The sequence below is a fragment of the Kocuria sp. CPCC 205231 genome (assembly GCF_040980965.1).
In the GTDB taxonomy this organism is placed as follows: domain Bacteria; phylum Actinomycetota; class Actinomycetes; order Actinomycetales; family Micrococcaceae; genus Kocuria; species Kocuria rosea.
In genome coordinates, this window is the sequence record NZ_JAVKPP010000001.1 from 179,313 (window position 1) to 204,699 (window position 25,387).

Annotated in this window: 26 protein-coding genes and 1 riboswitch; of the genes, 16 read left to right on the forward strand and 10 right to left on the reverse strand. The window is 73.2% G+C overall.

What is annotated here, in order from left to right:
* Positions 1-155: 155 nt before the first annotated feature.
* The gene (locus RF640_RS00905) at positions 156-995 is read right to left on the reverse strand and encodes an NAD-dependent protein deacylase (RefSeq protein WP_368826185.1); all 840 of its coding nucleotides are present in this window, start codon (positions 993-995) and stop codon (positions 156-158) included.
* 111 nt (positions 996-1,106) lie between these two features.
* Between RF640_RS00905 and RF640_RS00910 the strand changes: the two genes are divergently transcribed.
* The 9 genes from RF640_RS00910 to RF640_RS00950 all read left to right on the forward strand — a co-directional run bounded on the left by RF640_RS00910 (position 1,107) and on the right by RF640_RS00950 (position 8,450).
* Complete coding sequence (locus RF640_RS00910) at positions 1,107-1,484, forward strand: hypothetical protein (protein WP_017835101.1); 378 nt, start codon at positions 1,107-1,109, stop codon at positions 1,482-1,484.
* Positions 1,485-1,588: 104 nt separating this feature from the next.
* Positions 1,589-1,741 (forward strand): hypothetical protein, encoded by a 153-nt coding sequence (locus RF640_RS00915; RefSeq protein ID WP_160291625.1) that lies wholly within the window; start codon positions 1,589-1,591, stop codon positions 1,739-1,741.
* Between the two features lie 91 nt (positions 1,742-1,832).
* Positions 1,833-4,760 carry a DUF4040 family protein gene (locus RF640_RS00920; protein WP_368826188.1) on the forward strand — a complete coding sequence of 976 codons (2,928 nt, stop codon included), beginning with the start codon at positions 1,833-1,835 and terminating at the stop codon, positions 4,758-4,760.
* Positions 4,760-5,206, forward strand: coding sequence for a sodium:proton antiporter (locus RF640_RS00925; protein WP_052132767.1), 447 nt, complete (start codon positions 4,760-4,762; stop codon positions 5,204-5,206). The genes RF640_RS00920 and RF640_RS00925 overlap by 1 nt, the downstream gene beginning before the upstream one ends.
* Positions 5,203-6,708, forward strand: coding sequence for a monovalent cation/H+ antiporter subunit D family protein (locus RF640_RS00930; protein WP_035924319.1), 1,506 nt, complete (start codon positions 5,203-5,205; stop codon positions 6,706-6,708). The genes RF640_RS00925 and RF640_RS00930 overlap by 4 nt, the downstream gene beginning before the upstream one ends.
* Positions 6,705-7,124 (forward strand): Na+/H+ antiporter subunit E, encoded by a 420-nt coding sequence (locus tag RF640_RS00935; protein ID WP_017831716.1) that lies wholly within the window; start codon positions 6,705-6,707, stop codon positions 7,122-7,124. The genes RF640_RS00930 and RF640_RS00935 overlap by 4 nt, the downstream gene beginning before the upstream one ends.
* Positions 7,121-7,378, forward strand: a complete 258-nt coding sequence (locus tag RF640_RS00940; RefSeq protein WP_017831717.1) for a monovalent cation/H+ antiporter complex subunit F — start codon at positions 7,121-7,123, stop codon at positions 7,376-7,378. The genes RF640_RS00935 and RF640_RS00940 overlap by 4 nt, the downstream gene beginning before the upstream one ends.
* A gap of 2 nt (positions 7,379-7,380) precedes the next feature.
* On the forward strand, positions 7,381-7,776 hold the full coding sequence (gene mnhG / locus RF640_RS00945) for a monovalent cation/H(+) antiporter subunit G (protein ID WP_237740394.1): 396 nt from the start codon (positions 7,381-7,383) through the stop codon (positions 7,774-7,776).
* A complete protein-coding gene (locus tag RF640_RS00950; protein WP_368826191.1) occupies positions 7,773-8,450 on the forward strand; it encodes an MOSC domain-containing protein in 678 nt (225 codons plus the stop codon). The genes mnhG and RF640_RS00950 overlap by 4 nt, the downstream gene beginning before the upstream one ends.
* A 10-nt stretch (positions 8,451-8,460) precedes the next feature.
* Here RF640_RS00950 and RF640_RS00955 read toward each other — a convergent pair whose 3' ends face one another.
* Complete coding sequence (locus RF640_RS00955) at positions 8,461-9,153, reverse strand: hypothetical protein (RefSeq protein ID WP_017831720.1); 693 nt, start codon at positions 9,151-9,153, stop codon at positions 8,461-8,463.
* 73 nt (positions 9,154-9,226) lie between these two features.
* On the opposite strand from RF640_RS00955, the gene RF640_RS00960 reads away from it, so the two are divergent.
* The 4 genes from RF640_RS00960 (at position 9,227) to RF640_RS00975 (ending at position 12,948) form a co-directional block, all read left to right on the forward strand.
* Positions 9,227-9,715 carry a MarR family winged helix-turn-helix transcriptional regulator gene (locus tag RF640_RS00960; RefSeq protein WP_368826193.1) on the forward strand — a complete coding sequence of 163 codons (489 nt, stop codon included), beginning with the start codon at positions 9,227-9,229 and terminating at the stop codon, positions 9,713-9,715.
* A 61-nt stretch (positions 9,716-9,776) separates the two neighbouring features.
* The gene (locus tag RF640_RS00965; RefSeq protein ID WP_081615660.1) at positions 9,777-10,268 is read left to right on the forward strand and encodes a DoxX family protein; all 492 of its coding nucleotides are present in this window, start codon (positions 9,777-9,779) and stop codon (positions 10,266-10,268) included.
* A gap of 259 nt (positions 10,269-10,527) precedes the next feature.
* Positions 10,528-12,375 (forward strand): ABC transporter ATP-binding protein, encoded by a 1,848-nt coding sequence (locus tag RF640_RS00970; RefSeq protein ID WP_051063693.1) that lies wholly within the window; start codon positions 10,528-10,530, stop codon positions 12,373-12,375.
* A 3-nt stretch (positions 12,376-12,378) separates the two neighbouring features.
* Positions 12,379-12,948 (forward strand): DUF421 domain-containing protein, encoded by a 570-nt coding sequence (locus RF640_RS00975; RefSeq protein WP_017831724.1) that lies wholly within the window; start codon positions 12,379-12,381, stop codon positions 12,946-12,948.
* 15 nt (positions 12,949-12,963) lie between these two features.
* Here the strand turns inward: RF640_RS00975 and RF640_RS00980 are convergent, their stop codons facing one another.
* The gene (locus RF640_RS00980) at positions 12,964-13,971 is read right to left on the reverse strand and encodes an AsnC family protein (RefSeq protein WP_115163273.1); all 1,008 of its coding nucleotides are present in this window, start codon (positions 13,969-13,971) and stop codon (positions 12,964-12,966) included.
* A gap of 162 nt (positions 13,972-14,133) precedes the next feature.
* Between RF640_RS00980 and RF640_RS00985 the strand changes: the two genes are divergently transcribed.
* The 3 genes from RF640_RS00985 to RF640_RS00995 are packed head-to-tail and all read left to right on the forward strand — an operon-like array spanning position 14,134 to position 16,955.
* Entirely contained in the window at positions 14,134-14,889 is a 756-nt protein-coding gene (locus tag RF640_RS00985) for a DUF5058 family protein (protein ID WP_017831726.1), read from the forward strand.
* A 58-nt stretch (positions 14,890-14,947) separates the two neighbouring features.
* Positions 14,948-15,700 (forward strand): hypothetical protein, encoded by a 753-nt coding sequence (locus tag RF640_RS00990; protein WP_035924306.1) that lies wholly within the window; start codon positions 14,948-14,950, stop codon positions 15,698-15,700.
* Positions 15,701-15,728: 28 nt separating this feature from the next.
* The gene (locus tag RF640_RS00995) at positions 15,729-16,955 is read left to right on the forward strand and encodes an amidohydrolase (RefSeq protein ID WP_368826196.1); all 1,227 of its coding nucleotides are present in this window, start codon (positions 15,729-15,731) and stop codon (positions 16,953-16,955) included.
* 25 nt (positions 16,956-16,980) lie between these two features.
* On the opposite strand, the gene RF640_RS01000 is transcribed toward RF640_RS00995, so the two are convergent.
* From RF640_RS01000 to RF640_RS01030, 7 genes are all read right to left on the reverse strand, one after another.
* The gene (locus RF640_RS01000) at positions 16,981-18,075 is read right to left on the reverse strand and encodes an SDR family oxidoreductase (protein WP_368826198.1); all 1,095 of its coding nucleotides are present in this window, start codon (positions 18,073-18,075) and stop codon (positions 16,981-16,983) included.
* Positions 18,076-18,166: 91 nt separating this feature from the next.
* Entirely contained in the window at positions 18,167-19,597 is a 1,431-nt protein-coding gene (locus RF640_RS01005) for an L-serine ammonia-lyase (protein WP_272026399.1), read from the reverse strand.
* A 123-nt stretch (positions 19,598-19,720) separates the two neighbouring features.
* On the reverse strand, positions 19,721-20,098 hold the full coding sequence (gene gcvH, locus RF640_RS01010) for a glycine cleavage system protein GcvH (protein ID WP_272026398.1): 378 nt from the start codon (positions 20,096-20,098) through the stop codon (positions 19,721-19,723).
* 67 nt (positions 20,099-20,165) lie between these two features.
* Complete coding sequence (gene gcvT, locus RF640_RS01015) at positions 20,166-21,287, reverse strand: glycine cleavage system aminomethyltransferase GcvT (protein WP_109221596.1); 1,122 nt, start codon at positions 21,285-21,287, stop codon at positions 20,166-20,168.
* 31 nt (positions 21,288-21,318) lie between these two features.
* Positions 21,319-24,189, reverse strand: coding sequence for an aminomethyl-transferring glycine dehydrogenase (gcvP, locus tag RF640_RS01020; protein WP_017831733.1), 2,871 nt, complete (start codon positions 24,187-24,189; stop codon positions 21,319-21,321).
* Between the two features lie 151 nt (positions 24,190-24,340).
* A riboswitch (glycine riboswitch) is annotated at positions 24,341-24,443 on the reverse strand.
* Between the two features lie 108 nt (positions 24,444-24,551).
* Complete coding sequence (locus RF640_RS01025; protein WP_017831734.1) at positions 24,552-24,788, reverse strand: hypothetical protein; 237 nt, start codon at positions 24,786-24,788, stop codon at positions 24,552-24,554.
* 49 nt (positions 24,789-24,837) lie between these two features.
* Positions 24,838-25,365: a 2'-5' RNA ligase family protein gene (locus RF640_RS01030; RefSeq protein WP_017831735.1), complete on the reverse strand. Its 528-nt coding sequence runs from the start codon at positions 25,363-25,365 to the stop codon at positions 24,838-24,840.
* Positions 25,366-25,387 lie beyond the last annotated feature (22 nt).

Genomic DNA, 25,387 nt, shown 5'->3' on the forward strand with positions numbered 1-25,387 from the left:
CCGTCGAACAGTCTCCTGCTGTCGCCGCACGCTGACAAGAAGGACAGCGTGCTTTCTGCTCTCAGCAATCGGCCTCCGCTGCCCAGCCGCAGCGGGAGGCCCCGGGAAGGCGGGGAACGGTGGCCGCAGCCGCAGCCGCAGCCGGCGGCGGGCGCTCAACCGTCGGCGCGTGGCCGCCGGGCGGCCGGGCGCCGGTCGCCCCACGGGGTCAGGAGGCGGGGCAGGGCCTCGGCGGCGCCGGCCCGGACGGTCCGGTCGGCGTGCGGGGTGAGCGCGGTGTCCTCGGGGTTGATCTCGACCACGGGCGTCCCGCGGCCGGCCGCGATCAGCGGCAGGGAGGCGGCGGGCTGCACGAGCCCGGACGTGCCCACCACGAGCACGAGCTCCGCCTCGGCCACGGCCGCGGCGGCGCGCTCCACGGCGCCCTCGGGCAGCTGCTCCCCGAACCACACGACCGCGGGCCGCACCGCTCCGCAGCAGGAGGGGCACACCGGGGGGCGCTCGCGGCCCGGCTCCTCGTGGTCGGGCTCCTGGGGAGCGGGTGGTGCCTCCGGACGGGCCTCCGCTGCCAGGCCCGGGAGGAGACGCTCCGGGAACGGGGCGCCGCAGTCCGAGCAGCGGAACGCGAACAGGCTGCCGTGCAGGTGCGCGAGGACCGCGGAGCCCGCCCGCTCGTGGAGGTCGTCGACGTTCTGGGTGACCACGTGGACGCGGGCGCAGTCCGCCCACCGGGCGATCGCCCGGTGTCCGGCGTTGGGGCGGAGCCGGCGCACCTGGCGGGCCCGCCAGAGGTACCAGGACCAGACGAGCCCGGGGTCGGCGTCCCACGCCTCGGGGGTGGCCAGCTCCTCGGGGGACCAGCGGGCCCACAGTCCGGTGCCGGCGTCCCGGAAGGTGGGCACCCCGCTCTCGGCCGACATCCCGGCGCCGGAGAGCACGGTCACGGTGCGCGCGGAGCGCGCCAGCTCGAGCAGCTCGGGGTCGAGGTCGTCCATGCCGCCGACGGTATACGCACGGAGGCTCCCGGACCAGGGTGCCCGGGCCGGTGCGGGGAAACGCCCGGGCCCGTTGGTCGATCCGCACGCGCGCGTGGTGGAATGGAAACCATGAAGTTCAACGTCCAGCGCGTGCTGACCCCCGCCTACCTGACCTCCGTCGCCCTCGTTGTGGTCGGAGTGGTCCTCGGTCTGGCGTGGTACCCCGTCGCGGCGTGGCTGTTCGTGCTCGCCGGTCTCGCGCTCAACGCGATGGCCGTGTCCGTCACCGAGATCAACGACGCCCCGCGCCGTCGTCCTGCCCTCGCCCCCCGCGACGGCGACCGCGGTGGCGACGGCGAGCTCGTCGAGGACCGGGACGAGGACCTCGGGGACGCGCTCCCGCCGGAGGAGCCGGCACGCCGCGCGCCCGTCGAGCCGGACGCCGAGACCGCCGCCACCCCGACCGTCCCGCACTCCGGTTCGAGTCCCCTGCGGGAGCGGCGCTGACCCCGTCACCGGCCGGAAGGGCGGCCGGACCGCGCGCGGAGGAGTCACGGGCACCGCAGCACCTCGCCGGGGGCTGTGGTGGCCGTCATGGTAAATTCGGGGCGATGACCAGCCCCAGGAACCACGTCCACGGCCGCGGCCCCGCTGTGCCGCCGGGCCGCGTGCTGTCCTCGGCGGTCCGGTGCGTGTCCAACGGGACGAACGGCTACCTGAACTCCTGGGGGCCGCTGCTCTCCGGATGCCCCCGGGACGCCTGAGCACTCCGGCCGGGACACCGGCCGGTGCGGCCGGTCAGTCGACGGCCGAGTCCACCTCGTTCCCATCCCACCGACCGGACGGTTGCCAGGCGTGTCCCTCCTGATCATTCTTGCTCTCACCACCCTGCTGTGCCCTGCGGCGGCCGTCCTGGGCCGCCGGGCGGGCCGTGACGCCGGCTGGCCGCTCGCCGCGGGCCTCCTCGTGCTCGCCGGTGCGCTGGTCGCGGTGTGGAACGGCCGGGGGGACGCCGACGCGGTCTCCCAGCAGATCCCGTGGATGCCGACCCTGGGCGTGACCCTCCACCTGCGGCTCGACGGGCTCGGGCTGTTCTTCGGCCTCATCGTGCTGGTCATCGGCGCGGTGGTCATCGGCTACTCGGCCCGCTACCTCGCCAAGGGCTCGCACAGCGCCTTCTACACCCTCATGACGTTCTTCGCCGCGGCGATGCTCGGGCTGGTCCTGGCCGACGACGTGGTCCTGCTGTTCGTGATGTGGGAGTTCACCACGCTGTGCTCCTTCCTGCTCATCGCCCGCTCCGGCCCGCACGCCAAGGACCCGGCGATCCGGACCTTCCTGGTGACCATGGCCGGCGGGCTGTGCCTGCTCGCCGCGGTGGTCGCGATGTGGGTGGCCACCGGCACCACGCGCCTCAGCGACATCCTCGTCGACGACGTGTGGTCCACGTCCCCCGGGTTCGCCGCGTTCGTCGCGGTGCTGATCGCCCTCGCGGCCTTCACCAAGTCCGCGCAGTTCCCCTTCCACGCCTGGCTGCCCGACGCCATGGTCGCGATCACCCCCGTGAGCGCCTACCTGCACGCGGCGGCCATGGTGAAGGCCGGCATCTACCTCATGCTGCGCTTCTCCACGGCCCTCAGCGAGGTGCCGGTGTGGAACGTCCTGCTGATCTCCGTGGGTCTGTTCACCGCCCTGATGGGGGCGGTGTTCGCGCTGCAGCGCAACGACCTCAAGGAGCTGCTCGCCTACTCCACCGTGAGCCAGCTGGGCTTCCTGACGGCGACCATCGGCATCGGCACCTCCTACGCGGTGGTGGGGGCCGTGGTGCACGTGGCGGCCCACGCGCTGTTCAAGTCGGCGCTGTTCATGTCCCTGGGGGTGGTCGACCACCAGGCCGGCAGCCGGGACATCCGCAAGCTCTCCGGGCTGGCGCGGACGATGCCCGTCACGGCCGTCGTGATGACGCTCGCGGCGGTCTCCATGGCCGGGGTCGTCCCGCTGTTCGGGTTCGTCTCCAAGGAAGCCATGTTCAAGGCCATGGCGGAGAGCCCGGCGCCCACCGCGGCGGTGTGGCTCGTGGGCGCCGTGGCGGTCCTGGCCGCGTCCTTCACCTTCGCCTACTCGGCCCGGATGATCATCACGATCTTCCCCGGCCGCCCCGCCCAGGACCCGCCGAAGGAGGCCTCCGCGGCCTTCCTGGCGCCCGTGGCCCTGGTCTCCGTGGCCGGTCTGGTGCTGGGGCTGGCCGGTGTGCTGGCCGAGCCGCTGCTCGGTGCCGCCGCCGCCGCCGTGGCCGGGCCCGACGCCGAGCCCCACCTGGGGCTGTGGCACGGCCTCGCCCCCGAGCTGTACATGTCCGTGGCGGTCTTCACCCTGGGCACGATCCTGGTGCTCGCCCGGAGGAGCGTGGACCGGCTCCTGGACCGGGAGCTGTCGCCCATCACCGGGGTGGGCACGGTCGAGGCGCTGCGCGGCGGCTCCGTCGCCCTGGGCGCGTGGATCGGCGGCCTCACCCGCGCCGACGCCCCCTACCGGCACCTGGTCCCGCCCGTGGTTGTGCTGGTGGCGCTGACGGTCGTCGGCGTGTTCACGGTCGACGTCCCGCCGCTGCACGGGGACGTGACGCGCCCCCTGGACTGGGTCCTGCTCGGCGTGGTCCTGGTCGGGGTGCTCCTGGCCCTGGGCGTGCGCAGCCGGATCGCCCTCGTGACGATCATCGGCGTGGTGGGCTTCGCGGTCGCGCTGTGGTTCTACGAGCTCGGCGCCGCGGACGTGGCGCTGACCCAGCTGCTGGTCGAGATCCTCACCGTGGTGGTGATCGTCCTGCTGCTCAACCGCCTGCCCTCCACCTTCCACCGGACCGGGAAGCGGCGGTCGACCACGGCGGCCGTCGTCGCGGTCCTCGCGGGCACCTCCGCCGCCGTGGCCACGTGGGCGCTCACCGGCCGGCGCGGGCTCTCCGACGCGGGCCAGTACTTCCTCGCGGAGGCCAAGACGGAGACCGGCGGGTCGAACGTGGTGAACACGATCCTCGTGGACTTCCGCGCCCTGGACACCCTCGGTGAGCTCACCGTCCTGGGCGTGGCCGGCATCGCGATCGTCGTGGCCCTGGAGTCGCGGGGGCTGCTGCCCAAGCTGCACAGCCCCATCACGGAGCCGCCCGGGTCGCCGATCAGCGACGCCCGGGACAACACCATGGTCCTGCGGGTCACCGAGCGCCTGCTCGGGCCGGTCATCGTGGTCCTGTCCCTCTTCTTCCTGCTCCGCGGGCACTACCAGCCCGGCGGCGGGTTCATCGCGGCCCTCATCGGTGCCGCGGGCATCTCCCTGGTCTATCTCTCGGCGCAGGACGACCGGGTCAGCCGGCTCGGCGTGCCCTACGTGAAGCTCATCGGCGCCGGGGTCGCCGTGGCGGTGGTCGTGGGCCTCCTGGGCCTGGCCGAGGGCTCGTTCCTGCGCGCCCTGCACTTCGACGTGTTCGGGGTCGCGATCACCACGGCGCTGTTCTTCGACGTCGGCGTGTACCTGGCGGTGGTCGGCGTGATCCTGGCCGCGGTCAGCCGTCTCGGCGTGGAGGAGAAGGAACCACCGCCCCTGCGGCGGGTGGGCTCCACCGCGGTGGACGGTCCCGCCCCCCGCCCGACCCCCACCACGGACGAGCCGCACCACCCCAGCACGGCGCCCATGGACCTCAGCAGCATCCGGGTCCTCGACCGGAGTTCCGGACGGCCTTCCGGGGCGTCCGCCGAGCACCCCGACCGACCCCGAGGAGACGATTCCTGATGGCACTCGCACTGACCGTGGGCGTGCTCATCGGAGGCGGCGTGTTCATGATGCTGCGACGTGGCATGGTCCGCCTGATCATCGGCTTCGCCCTCCTCAGCCACGGGGTGAACCTGCTGATCATGTCCACCGGCGGCATCGACCGCCGCGGTGAGCCCCTCGGTTACTCCCCGGATCCGGCGACCACGGCGGACGCCCTGCCGCAGGCCTTCGTGCTGACGGCGATCGTCATCGCGTTCGCCATCACCATGTACATGCTCGTGCTCGCCGTGACCGGCGACGAGGACGACGACACCGATCTCGAGCTCACCGGCCGGGAGATGGAGACCCCTGACCTGATGGACGACCCCGCAGACAGCGCCGCGACGCACGGTGACGCCCCCACGGACCCGGATCCGGTGGGCACCCGCCCCGAGCGGCGCCCGGGGCGGGGTGGTCGCGCATGAGCGCGGACCTGATCCCGTTCTTCGTCATCGTCCCGCTGCTGGCCGCCGGTCTGCTGGTGCTCGCCGGCGGCTCCGGGCGGATCGGCAAGGCGGGGCTGCTCGCCGTCCTCGGGGCGGACGTGGTGTGGGCCGTGTGGCTCGTGGCCACCCTCCTGGACGGCGGCACCGTGCTGGCCCACCGGATCAGCGGCTGGCCCGCCGGCATCGCCATCCCCTTCGCGGCCGATCTGTTCACCGCCCTCATGCTCACCGCGACCGGCTTCGTGACCCTGGTCAGCTCCTGGTTCGGGGTGGTCTCGGGGCAGGCGGAGAAGCGCTACTTCGGCCCCCTGGTGCTCGTGCTCACGGCCGGCTTCAACGGAGCCCTGCTCACGGCGGACCTGTTCAACCTGTTCGTGTTCATCGAGGTCATGCTCGTGCCGTCCTACGCGCTGATCATCCTGGCCCACCGCGGCCGGGGACGGCTGATGCAGGTCACGTCCTCGCGGATCTACGTGAGCGTCAACCTGCTGGCCTCCACGATCTTCCTCGCGGGGGTGGGGCTCGTCTACGGCACGGCCGGCACCGTGAACCTCGCCGAGCTGGCGGGCCGGGCCGCGGAGTCCACCGCCGTGGCCGTGTCGGTCGCCGTTGCTCTCACCGCCCTGGCCGTGAAGGCGGCGGTGGTCCCCGTGCACGGGTGGCTGGCGCGCACCTACCCCTTCATGTCGCCCACCGTCACCGCCCTGTTCTCGGGGCTGCACACGAAGATCGCGGTCTACGCGATCTACCGGATCTACGCCGTGATCTTCGACGGCGCGGAGCAGTACCTGTGGATCGGGCTGGTGGTCTTCACCGTCTCGATGGTGGTCGGTGTGCTCGGCGCCGTGGGGGAGCGGGACGCGCGGGCGATCCTCGCCTACTCCACCGTGAGCCAGATCGGCTACATCCTGCTGGGCGTCGCCCTGTTCGGGGCCGCCGGACTCACCGCGGGCATCTTCTTCCTGCTGCACCACACGGTGGTGAAGGTGTCCCTGTTCCTGTCCACCGGTGCGGTGGAGATCGCCTACGGGCGGCAGCCGCTGGGCGAGGTCACGGGACTGCTGCGGCGGGAGCCGCTCACCGCCGTGGTGTTCTTCGCCGCCGCCATGTCCCTGACCGGCATCCCGCCGTTCTCGGGGTTCGTGGCCAAGCTGGCGCTGATCCTGGCCGCGTTCGAGGAGCAGCAGGTCGTGGTGGCCCTCGTGGCGGTCGGCGTCAGCCTGTTCACGCTCCTGTACCTGCTCAAGATCTGGGGGAAGATGTTCCTGGGGAATCCGGAGGACTCGTCGAGCGAGGTCGTCGCCGCGGTCGGCACGAAGGAGCGCCGCATCCCGGTGGGCCTCATCGCACCGGCCCTCGTCCTGGCGGTCGTCACCCTCGTCCTCGGTGTGGGCGGTGAGCTGCTGCTGGGCGTCGCCGCCACGGCGGCGGACGGGCTCGTGGACACCAGCGCGTTCGTGGAGGCGGTGGTGAACTCGTGAAGTGGTTGACCTGGCCGCTGCGCCTGATCGGCTTCCTGCTCTGGTACGCCTGGGAGCTGGTCCTCTCCAACGCCGCGGTGACCCGCGACGTGCTCACCCCGGGTCAGGGGTCCTCGCCCATCGTGGTCCGCTACCGGACCCGGTGCCGCAGCGAGTTCGAGACGGTCCTGCTCAGCGTGCTCATCACCCTGACCCCTGGGACCCTGACCCTGGCCACCGTGGCCCGGACCCGTGGCGGCGCGGACGGTCCCGCGGTCGACGTGGGCACGGGGGACGACGGGGCTCCGGGCACGGAGGGCTACGACATCTTCGTGCACGCCATGTACTCGGACGGACCGCAGGACGCCCGGTCGGGCCTGCGAGAGATGGAGACCCACATGCTGAACGGCATCCGACCGGGAGGGGGACCCCGATGATCGGCATCCTCTTCGGCGTGCTGGTGCTCGCCGCCTCCGTCCTCGTCGCGGGGGTGCGGATGTTCCGCGGCCCCAACGACGCCAACCGGGCCATCGCCGCGGACCTGCTGTTCTCCTCCGTGGTGGGGCTCATCGCCCTGTTCGGCGTGCTGGCGATGAGCCCTCCGGTCTTCGACCTGGTCCTCATCGCGACTCTCGTGGGCTTCCTGGCGACCCTGTCCCTGGCACGTGCACTGACCAAGGGAAGGCGGTGACCGTGGACTTCGACCCGATCATGCACGACACCCTGTGGATGAGCGTGGTGGGACAGGCGTTCATCGTCCTGGGCTCGCTGATCTTCCTCAGCGCCACGGTGGGGATCACCCGGTTCCCCGACCTCTACACCCGGTCCTCGGCGGTCGCCACGGCCACGGGCCTCGGCGTCTCGTTCGTCCTCACCGGGGCGTTCTTCTTCCTGCCCGGCGTGGAGAACGCGGTGAAGCTGATCGTCGCGGTGGTCCTGCAACTGGTGACCTCGGCCGTGGGCAGCATGGCGCTGGCCCGCTCCGGGTACCTCATCGGCTCCGCGGTCTACTCCCCGACCCACCACAACGAGCTGGAGGAGCGCACCGAGGACGAGGCCGGCCGCCCCGGCGAGGACGTCCGGCCGTGACCGGACGCGTGCACAGCGTCAACGTGGGACGGTCCGGGGTCAATCCCGCCCGGCCGAACCGCGCCACCGGCATCCGCAAGCGCCCCGTGGGCGGACCGGTGGAGGTCCGCGACCCGGGCCCCCGCAGGGGTGGTGTCGGCTCTGGCCTGGCCGGGGACTTCATCGGGGACGGCAAGTACCACGGCGGCACGGACCAGGCGGTGTACGCGTTCGCGCGCGAGGAGCTGGACTTCTGGGCGCAGGAGCTGGGGCGGGAGATCCCCGACGGCTCCTTCGGGGAGAACCTCACGCTCTCGGGCGTCGACGTCGACGACGCGCGGCTGGGCGACGTCTGGCGCATCGGCGGGGTGCTGCTGCAGGTCACGGACGCCCGCATCCCCTGCGGCACGTTCCGCGCGAGCATGGAGGTGCGCGGCTGGCTGCGCCGCTTCACGGAGCGGGGCCGCTCCGGGGCCTACCTCAAGGTCCTGGAGCCGGGCACGCTGCGGGCCGGTCTGCCGGTCGAGCTCGTCCGCCGCGCCGGGCACGGGGTGGGCGTGGCGGACGCCTTCCGCGCCCAGACCACGGAGCGGCACCGGATGCCGGAGCTGCTCCGGGCGGGCGAGGACCTGTGCGACCAGCTCCGGCTGCGGGTCGAGAAGGAGCAGCGGGCGGCCGGCCGGCGCGACGAGTGAGCCGCCGCCCTCAGTTGAGGGCTGCGCCCCGGTAGACCTGCGCGACCTGCTCCTCGGAGAGCCGGGTGTCGATCACGGTGGTGCCCTCCGGGTCGTCGCGCAGGAAGCGGACGGGCCCGTGCGAGCCGGTCTCCAGGAGGAGCGCGGCGTCGGCGTCGTACAGGGCCTCCACGGAGGTGCTGAAGCGGTCCCCCCGCACCGGGGTCACGGACAGCTCCAACCGGGCACGGACCCGGCCGCCGTCCGTCGCCGCGTCCGCCGCCGTGCTCCCGCCCGTGCTCCCGCCCGTGCGCCCGGCGGCGGACGCGTCCTCGGCGACCGGCTCGAGGGCGACCTCCCGGACGACGCCCACGCCGTGCTCCACGACGTTCGCCAGGCGGGCGCCCAGCCGGCCCTGCGCGGTGCTGAAGGCGCGCTTGAGCCGGGCCGTCCACCACAGGGCCGTGGCCACCAGCACCACGGCGACGAGGGCGAGGTAGAGCACCGAGCCGGACCGGGACCACTGCTGCCACAGCAGGACCACGGCGAGCGCGGTCAGCACCGGGACCACCAGCAGCAGCGACGTGCCCAGGCGCTCGCCCAGGGAGGGGCGGTCGGGCGCCCCGTCCTCGCCGGGGGCGGTGCGCAGCCGCCGCATGACCTGGACGTCGAAGTCGCGGTCGTCCGCGGGTACGGGCCGGGGCCAGGTGCCGAGGGAGTCCATGGGTTCCATTATGGGGCGCGCTCGGCGGACGCGTTCCCATGAGGCGTCAAGGACCGGCTCGTAGAATCGGGCCATGACCGAGACCCGATGGCTGTCCCCCGAGGAGCGCGAGGCCTGGCTGGCGCTCGTCTCCATCATGTTCACGCTGCCCGGCAGCATCGAGTCCCAGCTGCAGGCGGAGGCGGACCTCAGCCTGGCCGAGTACCTGGTGATCGCGATGCTCTCGGAGGCCCCCGACCGGCGCCGGCGCATGTCGGACCTCGCGGCGGCCACCAACACCTCCCAGTCCCGGTTGTCCCGGATCGTCGCGCGTCTCGAGCGGGACGGCCTGGTGGTGCGCGCCGGTGGGGAGCAGGACAAGCGGGTGGTGCTCGCGGAGATCACCGACCGCGGCCTGGAGCGGGTCCAGCAGGTGGCCCCGGGCCACGTGGAGCACGTCCGGCGGACGGTGATCGACCGGCTGACGCCGGTGCAGGTCCAGCAGCTCGCGCTGATCGGCCGCATGGTCGACGACGCCGCGGCCGGCCCCACGGCCCGGGGACTGGCCTCGGACCAGCCGTGACACCGGGCCCCCTTCACCAAGAAGCTTGACACAGAAAGTATCTGCCCCCTACTGTGGTGACATGTCCACAACACAGGTGCCGCAGCGCACGTCCTCCGCCCGTTCCTCCGCCCCCACCGTCCCCACCGCCGACTCTTCGGCCGCGACCCTCGGCCTGACCGTCCTGCGCGTCGTCCTCGGCACCACGTTCCTCCTGCACGGCTGGCAGAAGGTCACCGAGTGGACCGTCGCCGGCACCCAGGCCTCCTTCGCCCAGATGGGCGTCCCGGCGGCCGAGCTCGCCGCGCCCGTCGCGGCCGTCCTCGAGCTCGTGGGCGGGCTGATGCTCCTCCTGGGTCTCGGCACCCGCGTGGTCGCCGCCCTGCTCGCCCTGACCATGCTGGGCGCCCTCGTGCTGGTGCACCTTCCCGCGGGCTTCTTCGCCGCCGACGGCGGGGTCGAGCTCGTCCTGCTCCTCGCCGCCGCGTCCGTCCTCTTCGTCCTGGCCGGTGCCGGCCGCTGGTCGCTGGACCACCTGGTCGCGGCGCGGCGCCGCGGGTCCGCCCGGGCCTGACCCCTTCCCTCCGACGTCCCGGCTACTCCGCCGCGCCGGAGCGACCCGCCCCCGACCGCAGCACCCTGCGGCGCGGGGGCCCGTCGTCGTCCGGCGTTCCGTCGGCGGGCCGCGGCGGGCGGGCGCGGACGTGTCGGCGCGGCCGCGTAAAATCAGTGGCGGCGCGGCACGCACGACCACCACGGTGCCGCGCCTGGTGCAGCGCGGGCGATCCCCGCAGATCGGGGTTGGCCGCATGAGCATGCAGAACTCGCCGTACATGGTGCTGTGGCGCACCGTCCAGGGTCAGGACGTCAAGGACCGGAAGATCGACCGGGGCACGCTCCGGCGCATCGTCGTCTTCGCACGCCCGCACAAGACCAGGCTCACGGTGTTCCTGGTGATCTCGGTGCTCACGGCGCTGCTCGGCGTGGTCACCCCGATCCTGGCCGGCGACGTGGTCCGTGCGATCAACGCCGGGGACGCGGTCTCCGTGGTGGTCTGGCTCGCGGTGGCCATCGCCGCCGTGGCGGTCGTGGACGCGGGGCTGAGCATCCTCAACCGGTGGCTCTCCTCCCTGATCGGCGAGGGGCTCATCCTGGACCTGCGCACCGCCGTCTACGACCACGTGCAGCGGATGCCGATCGCCTTCTTCACCCGCACGCGCACCGGGGCCCTGGTCTCCCGGCTCAACAACGACGTCATCGGCGCCCAGCGGGCGTTCTCCAACACGCTCTCCGGCGTGGTGAGCAACATCGTCTCCCTGATCCTGACCGTCGTCGTCATGGTCTCGATCTCGTGGCAGGTCACCGCGCTGTCCGTGCTGCTGCTGCCGATCTTCCTGGTCCCGGCCCGGGCCATGGGCGGGCGCCTGGCGAACCTTCAGCGGGAGGCGGCCCAGCACAACGCGTCCATGTCCACGCAGATGACCGAACGGTTCTCCGCGGGCGGCGCCACCCTGGTCAAGCTCTTCGGCCGGCCCGACGCCGAGGCCGCCGAGTTCGCCCGTCGTGCCGGCCGCGTCCGGGACATCGGCGTGCGGGTGGCGATGCTGCAGACCGTGTTCGTCACGGCCCTGACGCTGGTCTCGGCGCTCGCCCTGGCGCTCGTCTACGGGCTCGGCGGCGCGCAGGCGATCCTCGGCAACCTGGACGCCGGCGCGGTCGTGACCCTCGCCCTGCTCCTCACCCGGCTGTACACCCCGCTGACCATGCTCGCGAACGCCCGGATGGACGTCATGAGCGCCGTGGTGAGCTTCGAGCGGGTCTTCGAGATCCTCGACCTCGTCCCCCTGATCCAGGAGCGGCCCGGGGCCCGGTCGCTGCCCGCCGGGCCCGCGTCGGTGGAGTTCGACGACGTCCGGTTCGCCTACCCCTCCGCCGAGGAGGTCTCGCTCGCCTCGCTCGAGGACGTCGCGGTGCTCGACACCAGGGGCGGCGAGGAGGTGCTGCACGGCGTGGGCTTCACCGTCCTGCCGGGGCAGACGGTGGCCCTCGTGGGGTCCTCCGGCGCGGGCAAGTCGACGATCGCCCAGCTCGTGGCCCGGCTCTACGACGTCACCTCGGGAGCGGTCCGGATCGGGGGCACGGACGTGCGGGACGCCACCTTCGCCTCGCTGCGGGAGACCATCGGGATGGTCACCCAGGACGGGCACCTGTTCCACGAGTCGATCCGGGACAACCTCGCCCTGGTGAAGCCGGAGGCCACGGACGAGCAGCTGTGGGACGCGCTGGCCCGGGCCCGCATGGAGCACGTGATCCGCTCCCTCCCGGACGGGCTGGACACCGTGGTGGGCGAGCGCGGCTACCGGCTCTCCGGCGGCGAGCGGCAGCGGCTGACCATCGCCCGCCTGCTGCTCGCGGCCCCGCGCGTGGTGATCCTCGACGAGGCCACCTCGGCGCTGGACTCCACCAACGAGGCCTACGTCCAGGCGGCACTGGGTGAGGCGATGGAAGGGCGCACCGCCCTGGTGATCGCCCACCGGCTCTCGACCATCCGCTCCGCCGACCAGATCCTGGTGGTCGAGGACGGCCGGATCGTGGAGCGGGGCCGGCACGCCGAGCTCCTCGCCGTGAGCGGGCGCTACGCGGAGCTCTACGAGACCCAGTTCGCGGACCAGGAGGTCTGACCGGTGCTCGACGACGCCGTGGCGCGCCTCGGCGTGGACGCCCCGGGGGCGCTGGCGGTGGTGGCCTCGGCGGTGGGGATCTACCTGGCGTTCCTGCTCATGGTGCGGGTCCTGGGGCAGCGCGTGCTGTCCCGGCTGTCGACCTTCGACGCGGTCGTGGTGGTCATGCTCGGTGCCGTGGCCGGGCGCGCGGTCCTGGGGGACACGCCCACGCTCGCCGCGGGCGTGCTGGGGCTCGGCACGCTGTTCGCGCTCGAGGCGGGCTTCGGCCGGCTCCGCGCGGGGATCCGCGTGTCGGCGCTGATGAACAACCGGGCGGTGCTGCTGATGGCCGGCGAGCGGGTCCTGGAGGCCAACCTCCGCCGGGTCCACGTGGTGGAGTCCGAGCTCTTCGGTGCGCTGCGGGGCGCCGGGGTGCGCAGCCCCGACGAGGTCGCGTGCGTGGTCTTCGAGGCCGCCGGCACGATCAGCGTCCTCCGGCGCGGCACGCCGGTCGACCCCCGGCTGCTCGAGGGCGTCCGGGACGCCCACCTGGTCCCGGCGGACCTCCTGCGGGAGCCGGGCCGGGGCTGAGGACCGCGCACGGCGTCACGGGGCGGCCGGGCCGAGCTCGGTCACCACCTCGCCGGTCGCGGTCGAGTCGTCGCGCAGCATCCAGCCCATGCGCTTGTGGGTCCGCACCCCCACGTCGGACTCGACCACCTGGACCCCCGGCGCGGCGGCCTGCAGCTCCGCCTCCACGTCGAAGATGTCCCCGGGGGTGCGCAGCCAGAGCAGGAAGGTGAGGTTGGTGTCGCCCGTGGTCGAGGCGCACAGGCGCAGCGTCCGGTGGGAGCGCAGGCAGCGCACGGCCGCCTCGAGCTGCGCCGGCGGCACCCGGACGTACCACTGGCAGGACACCGGGTAGCCGGAGTGCTGCTGGGCCAGTTCGCAGCGGAGGGCCACCAGGCCGGTCTCGAGCGCCTGGTGCAGGTGCCGGGCCGCCGTCGTCGGGTGGGTCCCGGTCGCGGCGGCGATCTGCGCGGCGGTGGCCCGCCCGTCGGCCTGGAGCACGGCCGTCATCTCCTCGAGGTGGGCGGGGACGGCGCCGTGCGGGCGGTGCGCCTCCGAGCGCAGTGCGCTCACGCGGCGCTGCTGCTCCGGGGACAGCACGTCCAGGCGCCAGTTGCTGCCGATGGCATGGAGCCGGGTGGCCACCGTGAGCTGGGCCCGCAGGATCGCCGGATCGGCGCGCACCAGCGGCAGCACGTCCCGGGTCATCTGCTCCCAGCTGCGGGTGAGGACGGTGAGCCGGACGTCCCAGGCGCGCGCGGACTCCTCCACGGTGCCGATCTCCGGGACGGCGCACAGCCGCTCCAGCACCTCCGCCCGGCGGCCCGGGCGGCACTCGAGGCCGATGAAGGTGGCGCAGCCCTGCGTGCCGGAGGTGCCCAGGTGGGCGGTGACCCAGCTGCGGCCGTCGGCCCGGAGCCGGTCCCAGCGGGCGGCCAGCGTGGTGGGGTGGCGGCCGAGCGCGGCCCCCAGCTGGGTCCAGGACGCCCGCGGCGCGATCTGCAGGGCGTGCACGAGCTCGAGGTCCTCTGGGGGCAGCTCCATGCTCGTTCCTTCGGTCGAGAGTGCATTCGGTGCAGTTTATTGAAGATCTCCAATGAGAGTGATCGGCGTCACGTCACGCTCGGAGCAGAGATCCGCCGGCGACGGACTCCTCGTGGCCCCGCCTCTCCTTCCCCGCCGATCCGACCACCTCCGGGAGTTCCCATGAACCTGCGCACCGCTGTCGACGGCGCCTCCACCGACATCCTGTCCGTGGCCAACCTGCCCGTGCTGTGGATCTGCGCCCTCGGCGTCTTCGCCGTCATCGTCGTGCAGACCGTCATCTACGTCCGGGCTGCCCGTGTGGCGGCCCCCGCCGCCGGGGTGAGCCCGGCGGAGCTGAGGACCTCCTTCCGCGCCGGGGCGGTCTCGGCGATCGGGCCGTCCCTGGCCGTGGCCCTGGTGGCCGTCGCGCTGCTGACCGTCTTCGGCGCTCCCGCCGTGCTGGTGCGGATCGGGCTGATCGGGTCGGTGTCCTTCGAGACCGGTGCGGCCAGCATCGCCGCGGGAACCATGGGGGCCGACCTGGGCGGCCCGACGTACACGCAGGGCGTCTTCGCCGTGGCGTTCATGGCGATGAGCCTGGGCGGGGCGATGTGGATGCTCGCCACGCTGGTCCTCACCCCGCTGCTCAAGCGCGGCGACGTCAGCCTGCGCAAGGTCAACCCCGCCGTGATGACCGTGGTCCCCGGGGCGGCCCTGCTCGGGGCGTTCTTCGCCCTCGGGCTCGGGGAGCTGCCGAAGTCGGGCAACCACGTGGTGGCCTTCCTCGCCTCCGCGGCCGTGATGGCGGTGTGCCTGGGCATCGCCAAGGCCCTCCGGGCGCAGTGGATCCGCGAGTGGGCGCTGGGCATCGCCATCCTGACCGCGCTGGTCGTCACCTACGCCACCGTCGGCGCCGGCGTCTTCCCGACCGCCTGAGACCGTCCCCGAGCCCGTGCCCGAGACCGTGCGTCAGACCCACCGAAGGACTTCTGCCATGACCACCGTGAACCCCGCCGCCGTCCCCGCCCTGGAGCAGTTCGACGCGACCACCGCCCGCTGGGGCCGGCTGACGATGATCGCCGGGCTGCTCTTCGCCCTGGCCGGCCCCGCCTACCTCGTGCTCTTCTCCGGCCTGGACGTGGACCAGGCCCGGATCTGGACCGCCCTGCTGGCCATCGCCGGCACCTTCGGGGTGCTCTGGATCGTGGAGCCGCTGACCTACTACCCGATCCTGGGCCAGGCCTCGATGTACCAGGCCTTCATGATCGGCAACATCTCCAACAAGCTGCTGCCCTCGGCGCTGATCGCCCAGTCCGCCATCGGCGCGAAGCCCGGCACCCGCCGCGGGGAGCTGGCGGCGGTGATGGCCATCAGCGGAGCGGCCATGGTGCACCTGGTCTCGCTGCTCGTCCTGGTCGGTCTCCTGGGCTCCTGGCTGGTGAGCGTCGTGCCCGCCGACGTCGTCGCCGTGGTCCAGACCTACATCCTGCCCTCGGTGCTGGGCGCGGTGCTCGTGCAGGCCGTCGTCTCGACCCGCAACCTGCGGATGACGGTGACCGCCGGCGTCGTCGCCGCGGCCGTCGTGTTCCTGCTGGTGCCGACCGTGCCCACCCTGGCGTTCTTCGGCACCGCCATCGCGGTGATCGCCACCGCTGTGCTGGCATGGTTCCTGCGCGACAGGTCGGCCGAGGCCGATCCCGTCGCGCCCCAGCCGGAGGCCTCCTCCGACGACCTCCGCATCGGCTAGCACCGTTCTCCCGAAAGGACCCCGCACCATGAGCACCACCACGGACCTCCAGCTGACCGACGACCTGCGCCGGCGGATGCACCTGCTGTACCGCGAGCTGCACGCCCACCCGGAGCTGTCCATGCAGGAGCACGCCACCGCAGCCCTGCTCGAGCAGCGGCTCACCGCCCTGGGCATCGAGAACTTCCGCTGCGGCGGCACCGGGGTGGTCGGGGTGCTGCGCAACGGGGACGGGCCCACGGTGGCCTTCCGCGCCGACACCGACGGCCTGCCCCTGGCCGAGGACACCGGTATGGACTACGCCAGCACCGCCACCGGGCGGCTGGAGGACGGCACCGAGGTCCCCGTGATGCACGGGTGCGGCCACGACACGCACATGACCGCCCTGCTGACGGCCGCCGAGCTGCTGGCCGGCGCGCGGGAGGCCTGGGCCGGGACCGTGGTGCTGATCTTCCAGCCCGGGGAGGAGACCGCCGCCGGCGCCCGGGCGATGCTCGAGGACGGGCTGTGGGAGCGGGCGCCGCTGCCGGAGGTCGTCCTCGGCCAGCACGTGATGCCCTCCCGGGCCGGCACGGTCAGCTGGGCTGCGGGGGACGTCATGGCGATGGCCGACTCCTGGCGGGTCACCGTCCACGGCAAGGGGGCCCACGCGTCCCAGCCGCAGGACGCCACCGACCCGATCGTGCTCGGGGCGCACATGATCACCCGGATCCAGACCATCGTCTCCCGAGAGATCGACGCGCGCCGGGCCGCGGTGGTCACCGTGGCGACCTTCCACGGCGGGCTCAAGGAGAACATCATCCCGGCCTCGGCCGAGTTCACGCTCAACGTGCGCACCTTCGACCTCGCCGTCCGGGACCACGTCCTGGGCGCGCTGCGGCGCATCATCGCCGCGGAGGCGGCGGCCTCGGGGGCCCCGGAGCCCACCATCGAGGAGCTCTCGACCTTCCCCCGCAACTACAACGACCCGGCGGCCACCGCTGCTCTCGTCGAGCGCTTCCGCGAGGTGCTGGGGGAGGACAACGTGGTGGAGGTCGAACCGATGATGGGCTCGGAGGACTTCGGGGCCCTCGGCGCGGCGATCGGGGTGCCCTCGGTGTTCTGGATGTTCGGCGGCCACGACGGAGCCGTCCTCGAGGGGGAGGGACCCGTGCCGGTGAACCACTCGCCGTTCTTCGCCCCGGCGATCGAGCCGACGCTCTCCACCGGGGTGCGGACCGCCCTCACCGCGATCCTCTCCCGCGTGGGCGGCTGACCCCTCCCGGGTCCCTGTCTGGGGGTCAGGGGATGATGTGCTCGGCCCGGTAGCGGTCGAAGAGGCCGGTGAAGCAGTCCCGGGTGCGGCGGTAGCCGGTGAACCCGGCCAGCCGGCTCTTGCTCATGTCGGCGACCACCTCGATGGGCCGGCCGAGGTCGGCGTCGGTGTGCCACCAGGAGGCCACGCGGGCGAGGTCGGGCTCCGCGAGCCCGTGCTCGGCGACGATCCGGGCCCAGACGTCCTCGGCGCCGCGCATCTGCTGCTCCAGCGGCCGCGGTGCGTCCTGGTAGCCCTCCCACTCGAGCCCGAACCAGGCGGCCAGCGCCGGCCACATCCGGCGCCAGCGGAAGACGTCGCCGTTGACCACGTTGTAGGCCTCGTTGCCGGCGGCCTCCTCGGTGGCGGCCCAGACCATGTGCTCGGCCAGCAGGGACCCGTCGGTCATGTCGGTCAGGCTGTTCCACTGGACCTCGGAGCCGGGGAACACGAACGGGCGGCCCGTCTCCCGGCAGATCGCCGCCTGCGCGGCCAGGGTCAGCCCCATGTTCATGGCGTTGCCCACCGCGTGGCCGATGACCGTGTGCGCCCGGTGCACGGACCAGCGGAAGCCCTGGCGGCCGGCGGCCGCCCAGAGCTCGTCCTCCTGGGCGTAGTAGAAGTTCTCCACCGGCAGGCGCGGCTCCTCCTCGAGGAAGGGGGTGTCGGGCATGTCCCCCTTGCCGTAGGCCTCGAAGGGGCCCAGGTAGTGCTTGAGCCCGGTCATCAGCGCCACGTGCTCCACCGGGGCGTGGGCCAGGGCGGCCAGGAGGTTGCGGACCATCCCGGCGTTGACCTCGATGTTCTCCTTCTCGGTGGCCTGGCGGGACCAGGCGGTGAAGAACACGTGCGTGGGCCGCTCCCCGGCCAGGGCCGCGGCCAGGCTCTCGGGGGAGCGGAGGTCGGCGCCGAGGTGCCGGGCCGAGCTGCCGGGGACGGGGTTGCGGGAGAGGGCGAGCACGTCCCCGTCCTCGGTGCGGGTCAGCTGCTCGACGATCGCCGAACCGGCGATGCCGCTGGCCCCCACCACCAGGGCGGTGGGACGCTGCGGGGAACGGGTGTCCTGGGCGGGGGCTGTCACGGTGCGGTCTCGTCTCCTCGGTGGGTGCCAACGCTGCTCGCCGGTCCGCACGGACAGGACCGTCCGGGTCGACGGGCTCAGCGTCTCACGGTCAGCACTCCACGACGTTCACGGCGAGTCCGCCCAGGGCGGTCTCCTTGTACTTGTGGCTCATGTCTCTGCCGGTCTCGCGCATGGTCACGATGACCTCGTCGAGGCTGACCCGGTGGGTGCCGTCGCCCCACATCGCCATCTTGGCGGCGTTGATCGCCTTGGCCGCGGCGATCGCGTTGCGCTCGATGCAGGGGATCTGCACCAGTCCGCCGATGGGGTCGCAGGTCAGCCCGAGGTTGTGCTCCATGGCGATCTCCGCGGCGTTCTCCACCTGGGCCGGGGTCCCGTCCAGGACCTCGGCGAGGCCGGCGGCGGCCATCGAGGAGGCGGAGCCGACCTCGCCCTGGCACCCCACCTCGGCCCCGGAGATCGAGGCCTGCTCCTTGTAGAGCACCCCGACCGCCCCGGCCGTGAGCAGGAAGCGGACCACGATGTCCCGCCGGGCGGCCGCGAGCGCCTCGGGGCCCTCCGCGGCGGCGGCGCGGGCGGCGGGGGAGTAGTGGGTGGCGTAGAACAGCACCGCCGGGATGATGCCGGCCGCCCCGTTGGTGGGGGCGGTGACCACGCGTCCGCCGGAGGCGTTCTCCTCGTTGACCGCCAGGGCCACGAGGTTCACCCACTCCGGCCAGAAGCCCGGGTCCCGGTCCGGGTCCTCGGTGCGCAGGCGCCGGTGCCACTCGGGGGCGCGGCGGGCCACGTTCAGCCCGCCCGGCAGCGGGCCGGTGCGCCGGAGGCTGGAGTCCTTGCACTCCTCCATCACGGTCCAGATGTGCAGCAGCTGCTGCCGGATCTCGTCCTCGTCGCGCCAGGTCCGCTCGTTGGCCAGCATCACCCCGCTGATCGGCAGGCCGGTGCGCTCGCAGTGGGCCAGCAGCTGTGCGGCGGTGCGGAAGGGGTGGGGCACCTGGGCGCTGGCGGCGTCCAGCTCGGCCGCGGCGGCGCCCTCCTGGCCCTCGCGGACGATGAAGCCGCCGCCCACGGAGAACCAGGTCTCGTCGGCCAGCACGGCGCCGGAGGCGTCCAGGGCCTGGAAGCGCATGCCGTTGGTGTGCCGCTCCAGGACGGTCAGCGGGTGCTGCACCATGTCCTCGACCCGGTAGGGGAGGTCCTTGCGCTGCCCGAGGGCCGCGCACAGCCGCAGCGTCCCGGTCTCGGCGAGGTCGGCGAGCCGCTCGTCCACCTCGGCGGGCAGCACGGTCTCGGGGTCGTAGCCCTCCAGGCCGAGCAGGATCGCGGTGAAGGTGCCGTGGCCCCGGCCGGTCGCGGCCAGCGACCCGTAGACGTCCACGCGCAGGTCCGCGGTGCGCTCCAGCAGCCCGCTCCCGGTCAGGGTCTCGGCGAAGCGCCGTGCGGCGCGCATGGGGCCGACGGTGTGGGAGCTCGAGGGGCCGATGCCCACGGTGAACAGTTCGAAGACGCTGATGGCCATGAGGGTGATGCTCCAAAGGAGGTGGTGCCCCGGTGCGGGGCGGTGGTGGGTGGAACGGTCGTGGTGCGGGCCGGGACCCAGCCCGCACCACGGTCCTCGACGGTACCCGGGCGCGGCCGGTGCTCAGCCCTGTTCTTCCTGGGCCTGCTCGTACTGCTCCGCGGTGAGCAGCTCGCCCTCGTCGGTGACCTCGACGGTGAACAGCCAGCCGTCCCCGTACGGGTCGGAGTTCACCAGCCCGGGCTCGTCGACGACGGCCGCGTTGACGTCCACCACCGTGCCGGAGACCGGGGCGAAGAGCTCGGAGACGGACTTGGTGGACTCCACCTCGCCGCAGACCTCGCCGGCGGTCACGGTGGAACCGGCCTCGGGCAGGTCGAGGTAGACGACGTCGCCGAGGGCGTCGACGGCGACCGCGGACAGGCCGACCTTCACGGGGGAGGACTCGTCCACCCACTCGTGCTCGGCGGAGTAGCGCAGGTGGGACGGGATGTTGCTCATGATCGAGAACCTTTCAGCAGGAGGGGAGGACGACTGGTGGTGGAAGGGGCTGCCGGAGCCGGCCGGGTCACTGCCCGCGCTGGTAGAACGGCAGGGACACGACCTCGAACGGGACCGGCTTGCCGCGCAGGTCGACCTGCACCTCGGTGCCGGGCTCGGCGTGCGCGTTGTCGACGTAGGCCATGGCGATGGGGTAGCCCAGGGTCGGGCTGAGCGCCCCCGAGGTGACCTCGCCGACGACCTCGCCGTCCACGCTGATCGGGTAGTGGCCGCGGGCCGCGCGCCGGCCCTCGCCCCGCAGACCGACCAGCTTGCGGTCCGTCCCGGCGCCCCTGCGGGCCTCCAGGGCCGTGCGGCCCACGAAGTCCTCCTCCTTCTTGAAGGAGACGACCGGGCCGAGACCGGCCTCGTAGGGGGTGAGGTCCAGGGTGAGCTCCTGGCCGTAGAGCGGCATCCCGGCCTCCAGGCGCAGGGAGTCGCGGCAGGCGAGGCCGCAGGGGACGAGCCCGTGGCCCTGCCCGGCCTCCAGGAGCTTCCGCCACAGGGACACCGCCTGGGCGTCGGGCACGTAGAGCTCGAACCCGTCCTCCCCGGTGTAGCCGGTGCGGGCGAGCAGCACGTCGGTCCCGGCGACGGTGACCGGCGCGGCCGAGTAGTACTTCAGCTCGGCGACCAGCTCCTGCTGCTCGGCGGGGACGAGCTCCTGCAGGATCGCCTGCGCGGCGGGGCCCTGGACGGCGACCAGCGAGGTGTCGGCGGACTCGTCGGCCACGGTGACGTCGAAGCCGGCGGCCCGCTCCTGGAGGGCGGCGAGCACGGTCGGCGCGTTGCCGGCGTTGGGCACCACCAGGTACTCCTGCTCGGCCAGCCGATAGCTGATCAGGTCGTCGATGATCCCGCCCTCGGGGGTGCAGATGAGGGAGTACTTGGCCCGGCCCACGGCGATGGCGGCGAGGTTGCCCACCAGGGCCGTGTTCAGGAAGGCCGCCGCGTCCGGGCCGGTCACCCGGATCTCCCCCATGTGGGAGAGGTCGAACAGACCGGCGGCGGTGCGCACGGCGCGGTGCTCGGCCAGCTCTGAGCCGTACTTCAGGGGCATGTCCCAGCCGCCGAAGTCGGTGAAGGACGCCCCCAGCGCGGCGTGCTCGTCGTGCAGGGCGGTGTGGCGGGAGGTGGTGCTGACGCTCATGTCGTGCCTTTCGTGGCGGTGCGGTGCCGGATCAGTTCTCGAAGGCCTCGGGGGCCGGGCAGGAGCAGATCAGGTTGCGGTCCCCGGCGGCGCCGTCGATGCGGCCCACCGGCGGGAAGTACTTGTCCTGGCGCAGCTCCGGGACGGGGAAGGCGCCCTGCTCGCGGGGATAGCGGCGGTCCCAGTCGCTCGCGGCCACGACCTCGGCGGTGTGCGGGGCGTGGCGCAGGGGGCTGTCCTCGGCGCTGAGCTCACCGCGGGCGACCTGCTCGATCTCCTCGCGGATGGTGGTCATCGCGGTGATGAACCGGTCGATCTCGGCGAGGTCCTCGGACTCGGTCGGCTCGACCATCAGCGTCCCGGCCACCGGGAAGGAGAGGGTCGGGGCGTGGAACCCGAAGTCGATCAGCCGCTTGGCCACGTCCTCGGCGGTCACCTTGGTGCGGGCCGTGAGCGGTCGCAGGTCCAGGATGCACTCGTGGGCGACCAGCCCGTTGTTGCCGGTGTAGAGCACCGGGTAGTGCTCGTCGAGCGCGGCGGCGACGTAGTTCGCCGTCAGGAGCGCGGTCTGCGTGGCCCGGGTGAGGCCGTCGCCGCCCATCATCGCGATGTAGGCCCAGGAGATCGGCAGCACGCCGGCCGAGCCGAACATCGTGGCGGAGATCGGCGCGCCGGACTCCCCGTCCGCCTCGGCGCGGGTGGCGTCGCCGGGCAGGAAGGGGGCCAGGTGCGCGGCCACCGCCACGGGGCCCACGCCGGGCCCGCCGCCGCCGTGCGGGATGCAGAAGGTCTTGTGCAGGTTCAGGTGGGAGACGTCCCCGCCGAACTTCCCCGGCTGGGCCAGCCCGACCAGGGCGTTGAGGTTGGCCCCGTCGAGGTACACCTGCCCGCCGGCGGCGTGGACGGCGTCGCAGACCTGGCGCACGTCGGCGTCGTAGACCCCGTGGGTGGAGGGGTACGTGATCATGATGGCGGCCAGCTGGTCGCGGTGGGCCTCGATCTTCGCCTCGAGGTCGGCGTGGTCGATCGTGCCGTCGGTGGCCGTCTTCACCACGACGACCTTCATGCCGGCCAGGACCGCGGAGGCGGCGTTGGTGCCGTGGGCCGAGGCGGGGATGAGGCACACGGTGCGCTGCTCCTCGCCGCGGGACCGGTGGTAGCCGCGGATGGCCAGCAGGCCCGCCAGCTCGCCCTGGGAACCGGCGTTGGGCTGGAGGGACACGGCCGCGTAGCCGGTGATCTCCTCCAGGCGGCCCTCCAGGTCGGCGATCAGCTCGCGCCAGCCGGTGGTCTGGTGGGCCGGGGCCAGCGGGTGGATCGAGGCGAACTCGGGCCAGCTCATGGCCGCCATCTCGGCGGTGGCGTTGAGCTTCATGGTGCAGGAGCCCAGCGGGATCATCGTCCGGTCCAGGGCCAGGTCCCGGTTCTCCAGGCGCCGCAGGTAGCGCAGCATCTGCGTCTCGGAGCGGTGGGTGGAGAACACCGGGTGGGTGAGGAACTCCGTGGTGCGCCGCAGCCCGGCGTCCAGCTCCGGGCCGCGCGGCCCGGCGGCGACCGCCGCGGCGGCGTCCGCCACGCCGAAGGCCTCGGCGACGAGCACGAGGTGCTGCTCCGTGGTCGCCTCGTCGCAGGAGATCCCCACGTGGTCGGCGTCGACGAGCCGCAGGTTCACGCCGCGGCCCTCGGCCGCGCGGACCACCTGCTCCGCCCGGCCGGGGACCCGCACGGTGAGGGTGTCGAAGAACTGCTCCGCGACGAGCTCGTGGCCGGCGCCCTGCAGCACGGTGGCCAGGGTGCGGGCGAGGCCGTGCACGCGCCGGGCGATGGCCTTCAGCCCCTCCGGGCCGTGGTAGACGGCGTACATGCCGGCCACGACGGCCAGCAGCGCCTGAGCGGTGCAGATGTTGGAGGTGGCCTTCTCCCGGCGGATGTGCTGCTCGCGCGTCTGCAGCGCCAGGCGGTAGGCGGCCCGTCCCGTGGCGTCCTTGGAGACGCCCACCAGGCGGCCGGGCAGGTTGCGCTCCAGGCCGGAGCGCACCGCCATGTAGGCGGCGTGCGGGCCGCCGAAGAACAGCGGGACCCCGAAGCGCTGGGAGGAGCCCACCGCGATGTCCGCGCCCTGCTCGCCGGGCGGGGTGATCAGGGTCAGGGCCAGCAGGTCGGCCGCGACCGTGACCATCGCCCCGCGCTCCTTGGCCTCGGCGATCACCGCGGCGTGGTCGACGACCCGCCCGGAGACCCCGGGCTGCTGCAGGACCACGCCGGTGATCTCGCCCTCGGGCAGGCCCGCCGTCAGATCGGCGACCTGCACGGCGAAGCCCAGCGCCTCGGCGCGGGCCAGCACCACGGCCAGGGTCTGCGGCAGGATGTCGGCGTCGACCACGATCGCGCCGTTGCCGCGGGCCTTGTTGGCCCGGCGCATCAGGAGCACGGCCTCGACCACCGCCGTGGCCTCGTCCAGCAGCGAGGCGTTGGCCACCGGCAGCCCCGTGAGGTCGGAGACCATGGTCTGGAAGTTCAGCAGCGCCTCGAGGCGGCCCTGGGAGATCTCGGGCTGGTAGGGGGTGTAGGCGGTGTACCAGCCCGGGGACTCCAGCACGTTGCGCAGGATCACCGGGGGCGTGTGGGTGTCGTAGTAGCCCTGCCCGATCATCTGCACGGCCGTGGTGTTGCGGTCCGCGAAGGCGCGCAGCTGCTCGAGCACCTCCTGCTCGCTGAGCGCCGCGGGCAGGTCCAGAGGGGTGTTCTGCCGGATGTCGGCGGGCACGGCGGCGTCCGCCAGGTCGTCGAGGCTGGTGCGGCCCACGCGGGCGAGCATGGTCCGGACGGCGTCGGAGCCGGCACCGATGTGCCGGTCGGCGAAGACGGTGGTCGGGGACGTGGTGGCGAGCTGGATCGTCATGAGGAACTCCCGGGTGCTGCACGCCAGGGCGGCGTGGATCGGTTCGAGTTCCTCCCCGCTCTGTCTGGGACCTGAGAGATTCCGCGGCCGTGGAGCCGCTTGCACCGTCGGTGAGTCCGGCGACGCGCGCCGGGCTGCTTTCCAGAGTTGCCGATCCGTGGTGGTACGGGGGCCTGAGAGTTTCCTGGGGAGGAATTGCTCCTACGGCGCCCGCCGGTCCGAGTGCACCGGCGGGACTCTCCCACCACAGCTCATGGGCGTCTTCTGCTCCTAGGATAGCCGGAGCCGGAAAGAGGTGTCCACCGTCACGCGGGGAACCCCGGCCGTGCCGGGGGAGCCGCCCGGCGGATCGGCCCGGCGGCTCAGCTCTTGAGGGACCAGAAGCGGCGGTCGCGGTCCCACTGCACCGTGCCGCCGTGGGCCTTGCGGAACTCCGCGAGGACCTCCTTGCTGATCCCGGTGTGCCCGTTCTCCAGGGTCCGGACCCACTCGGGGCCGAAGGTCCCGGGGATGTCCTGGACGGCCTGGTCCTGGGACAGTCGTCCCTCGGTCCGGATGCGGTCGATCATCCAGGTGGCGATGTCCTGTGCGCTCGTCATGATCCGAGCCTACGCGGCTCCGCACCCGTCGCCGGCACGGGGCCGGACCTCAGGCCAACTGCACCACGGTGCGGGCGTCCGCGTCCCAGCGGCGCAGCGCCACGGCGCGAAGCGGCTCGGGGTGCGGGGCCAGGACGTCGAGCGCGGCGGCCACCTGCTCCGGGCGCATCCGGCGCGCCAGGGTGATGTGCGGCGTCCAGGCCCCGGGGAAGGAGGTGCGCGCCTGCCCCGGGACCGAGCCCACGGCGTCGCAGACCCGCCGGTGCAGCTCGAGCAGCTCAGGGGTGGTCACGACCTGGCGGACCACCACGTAGCCGCCCCGGCCCGGACCGAACAGCAGCACGCCCGCGCTGGTCAGCGGCAGGTCCACGAACCCGGCGGCCGCGGCGACCCGCTCGTCGACCCCCGGCACGGTCTCCGGGGCCAGGGACGGGGCGGCCACCAGGGTGATGTGGGGGCGGTTGGACTCGGAGCGGTGCCGGCCGGAGCTGGGCAGTCCCGCCTCGGCCAGCCGGTCCCAGTCCGCGCGCACGGCCGCCTCGGCGTCCTCGCCGAGCAGCAGCTCCAGGCTGTGCACCGTCCACCTCCTCGCGCGTCGG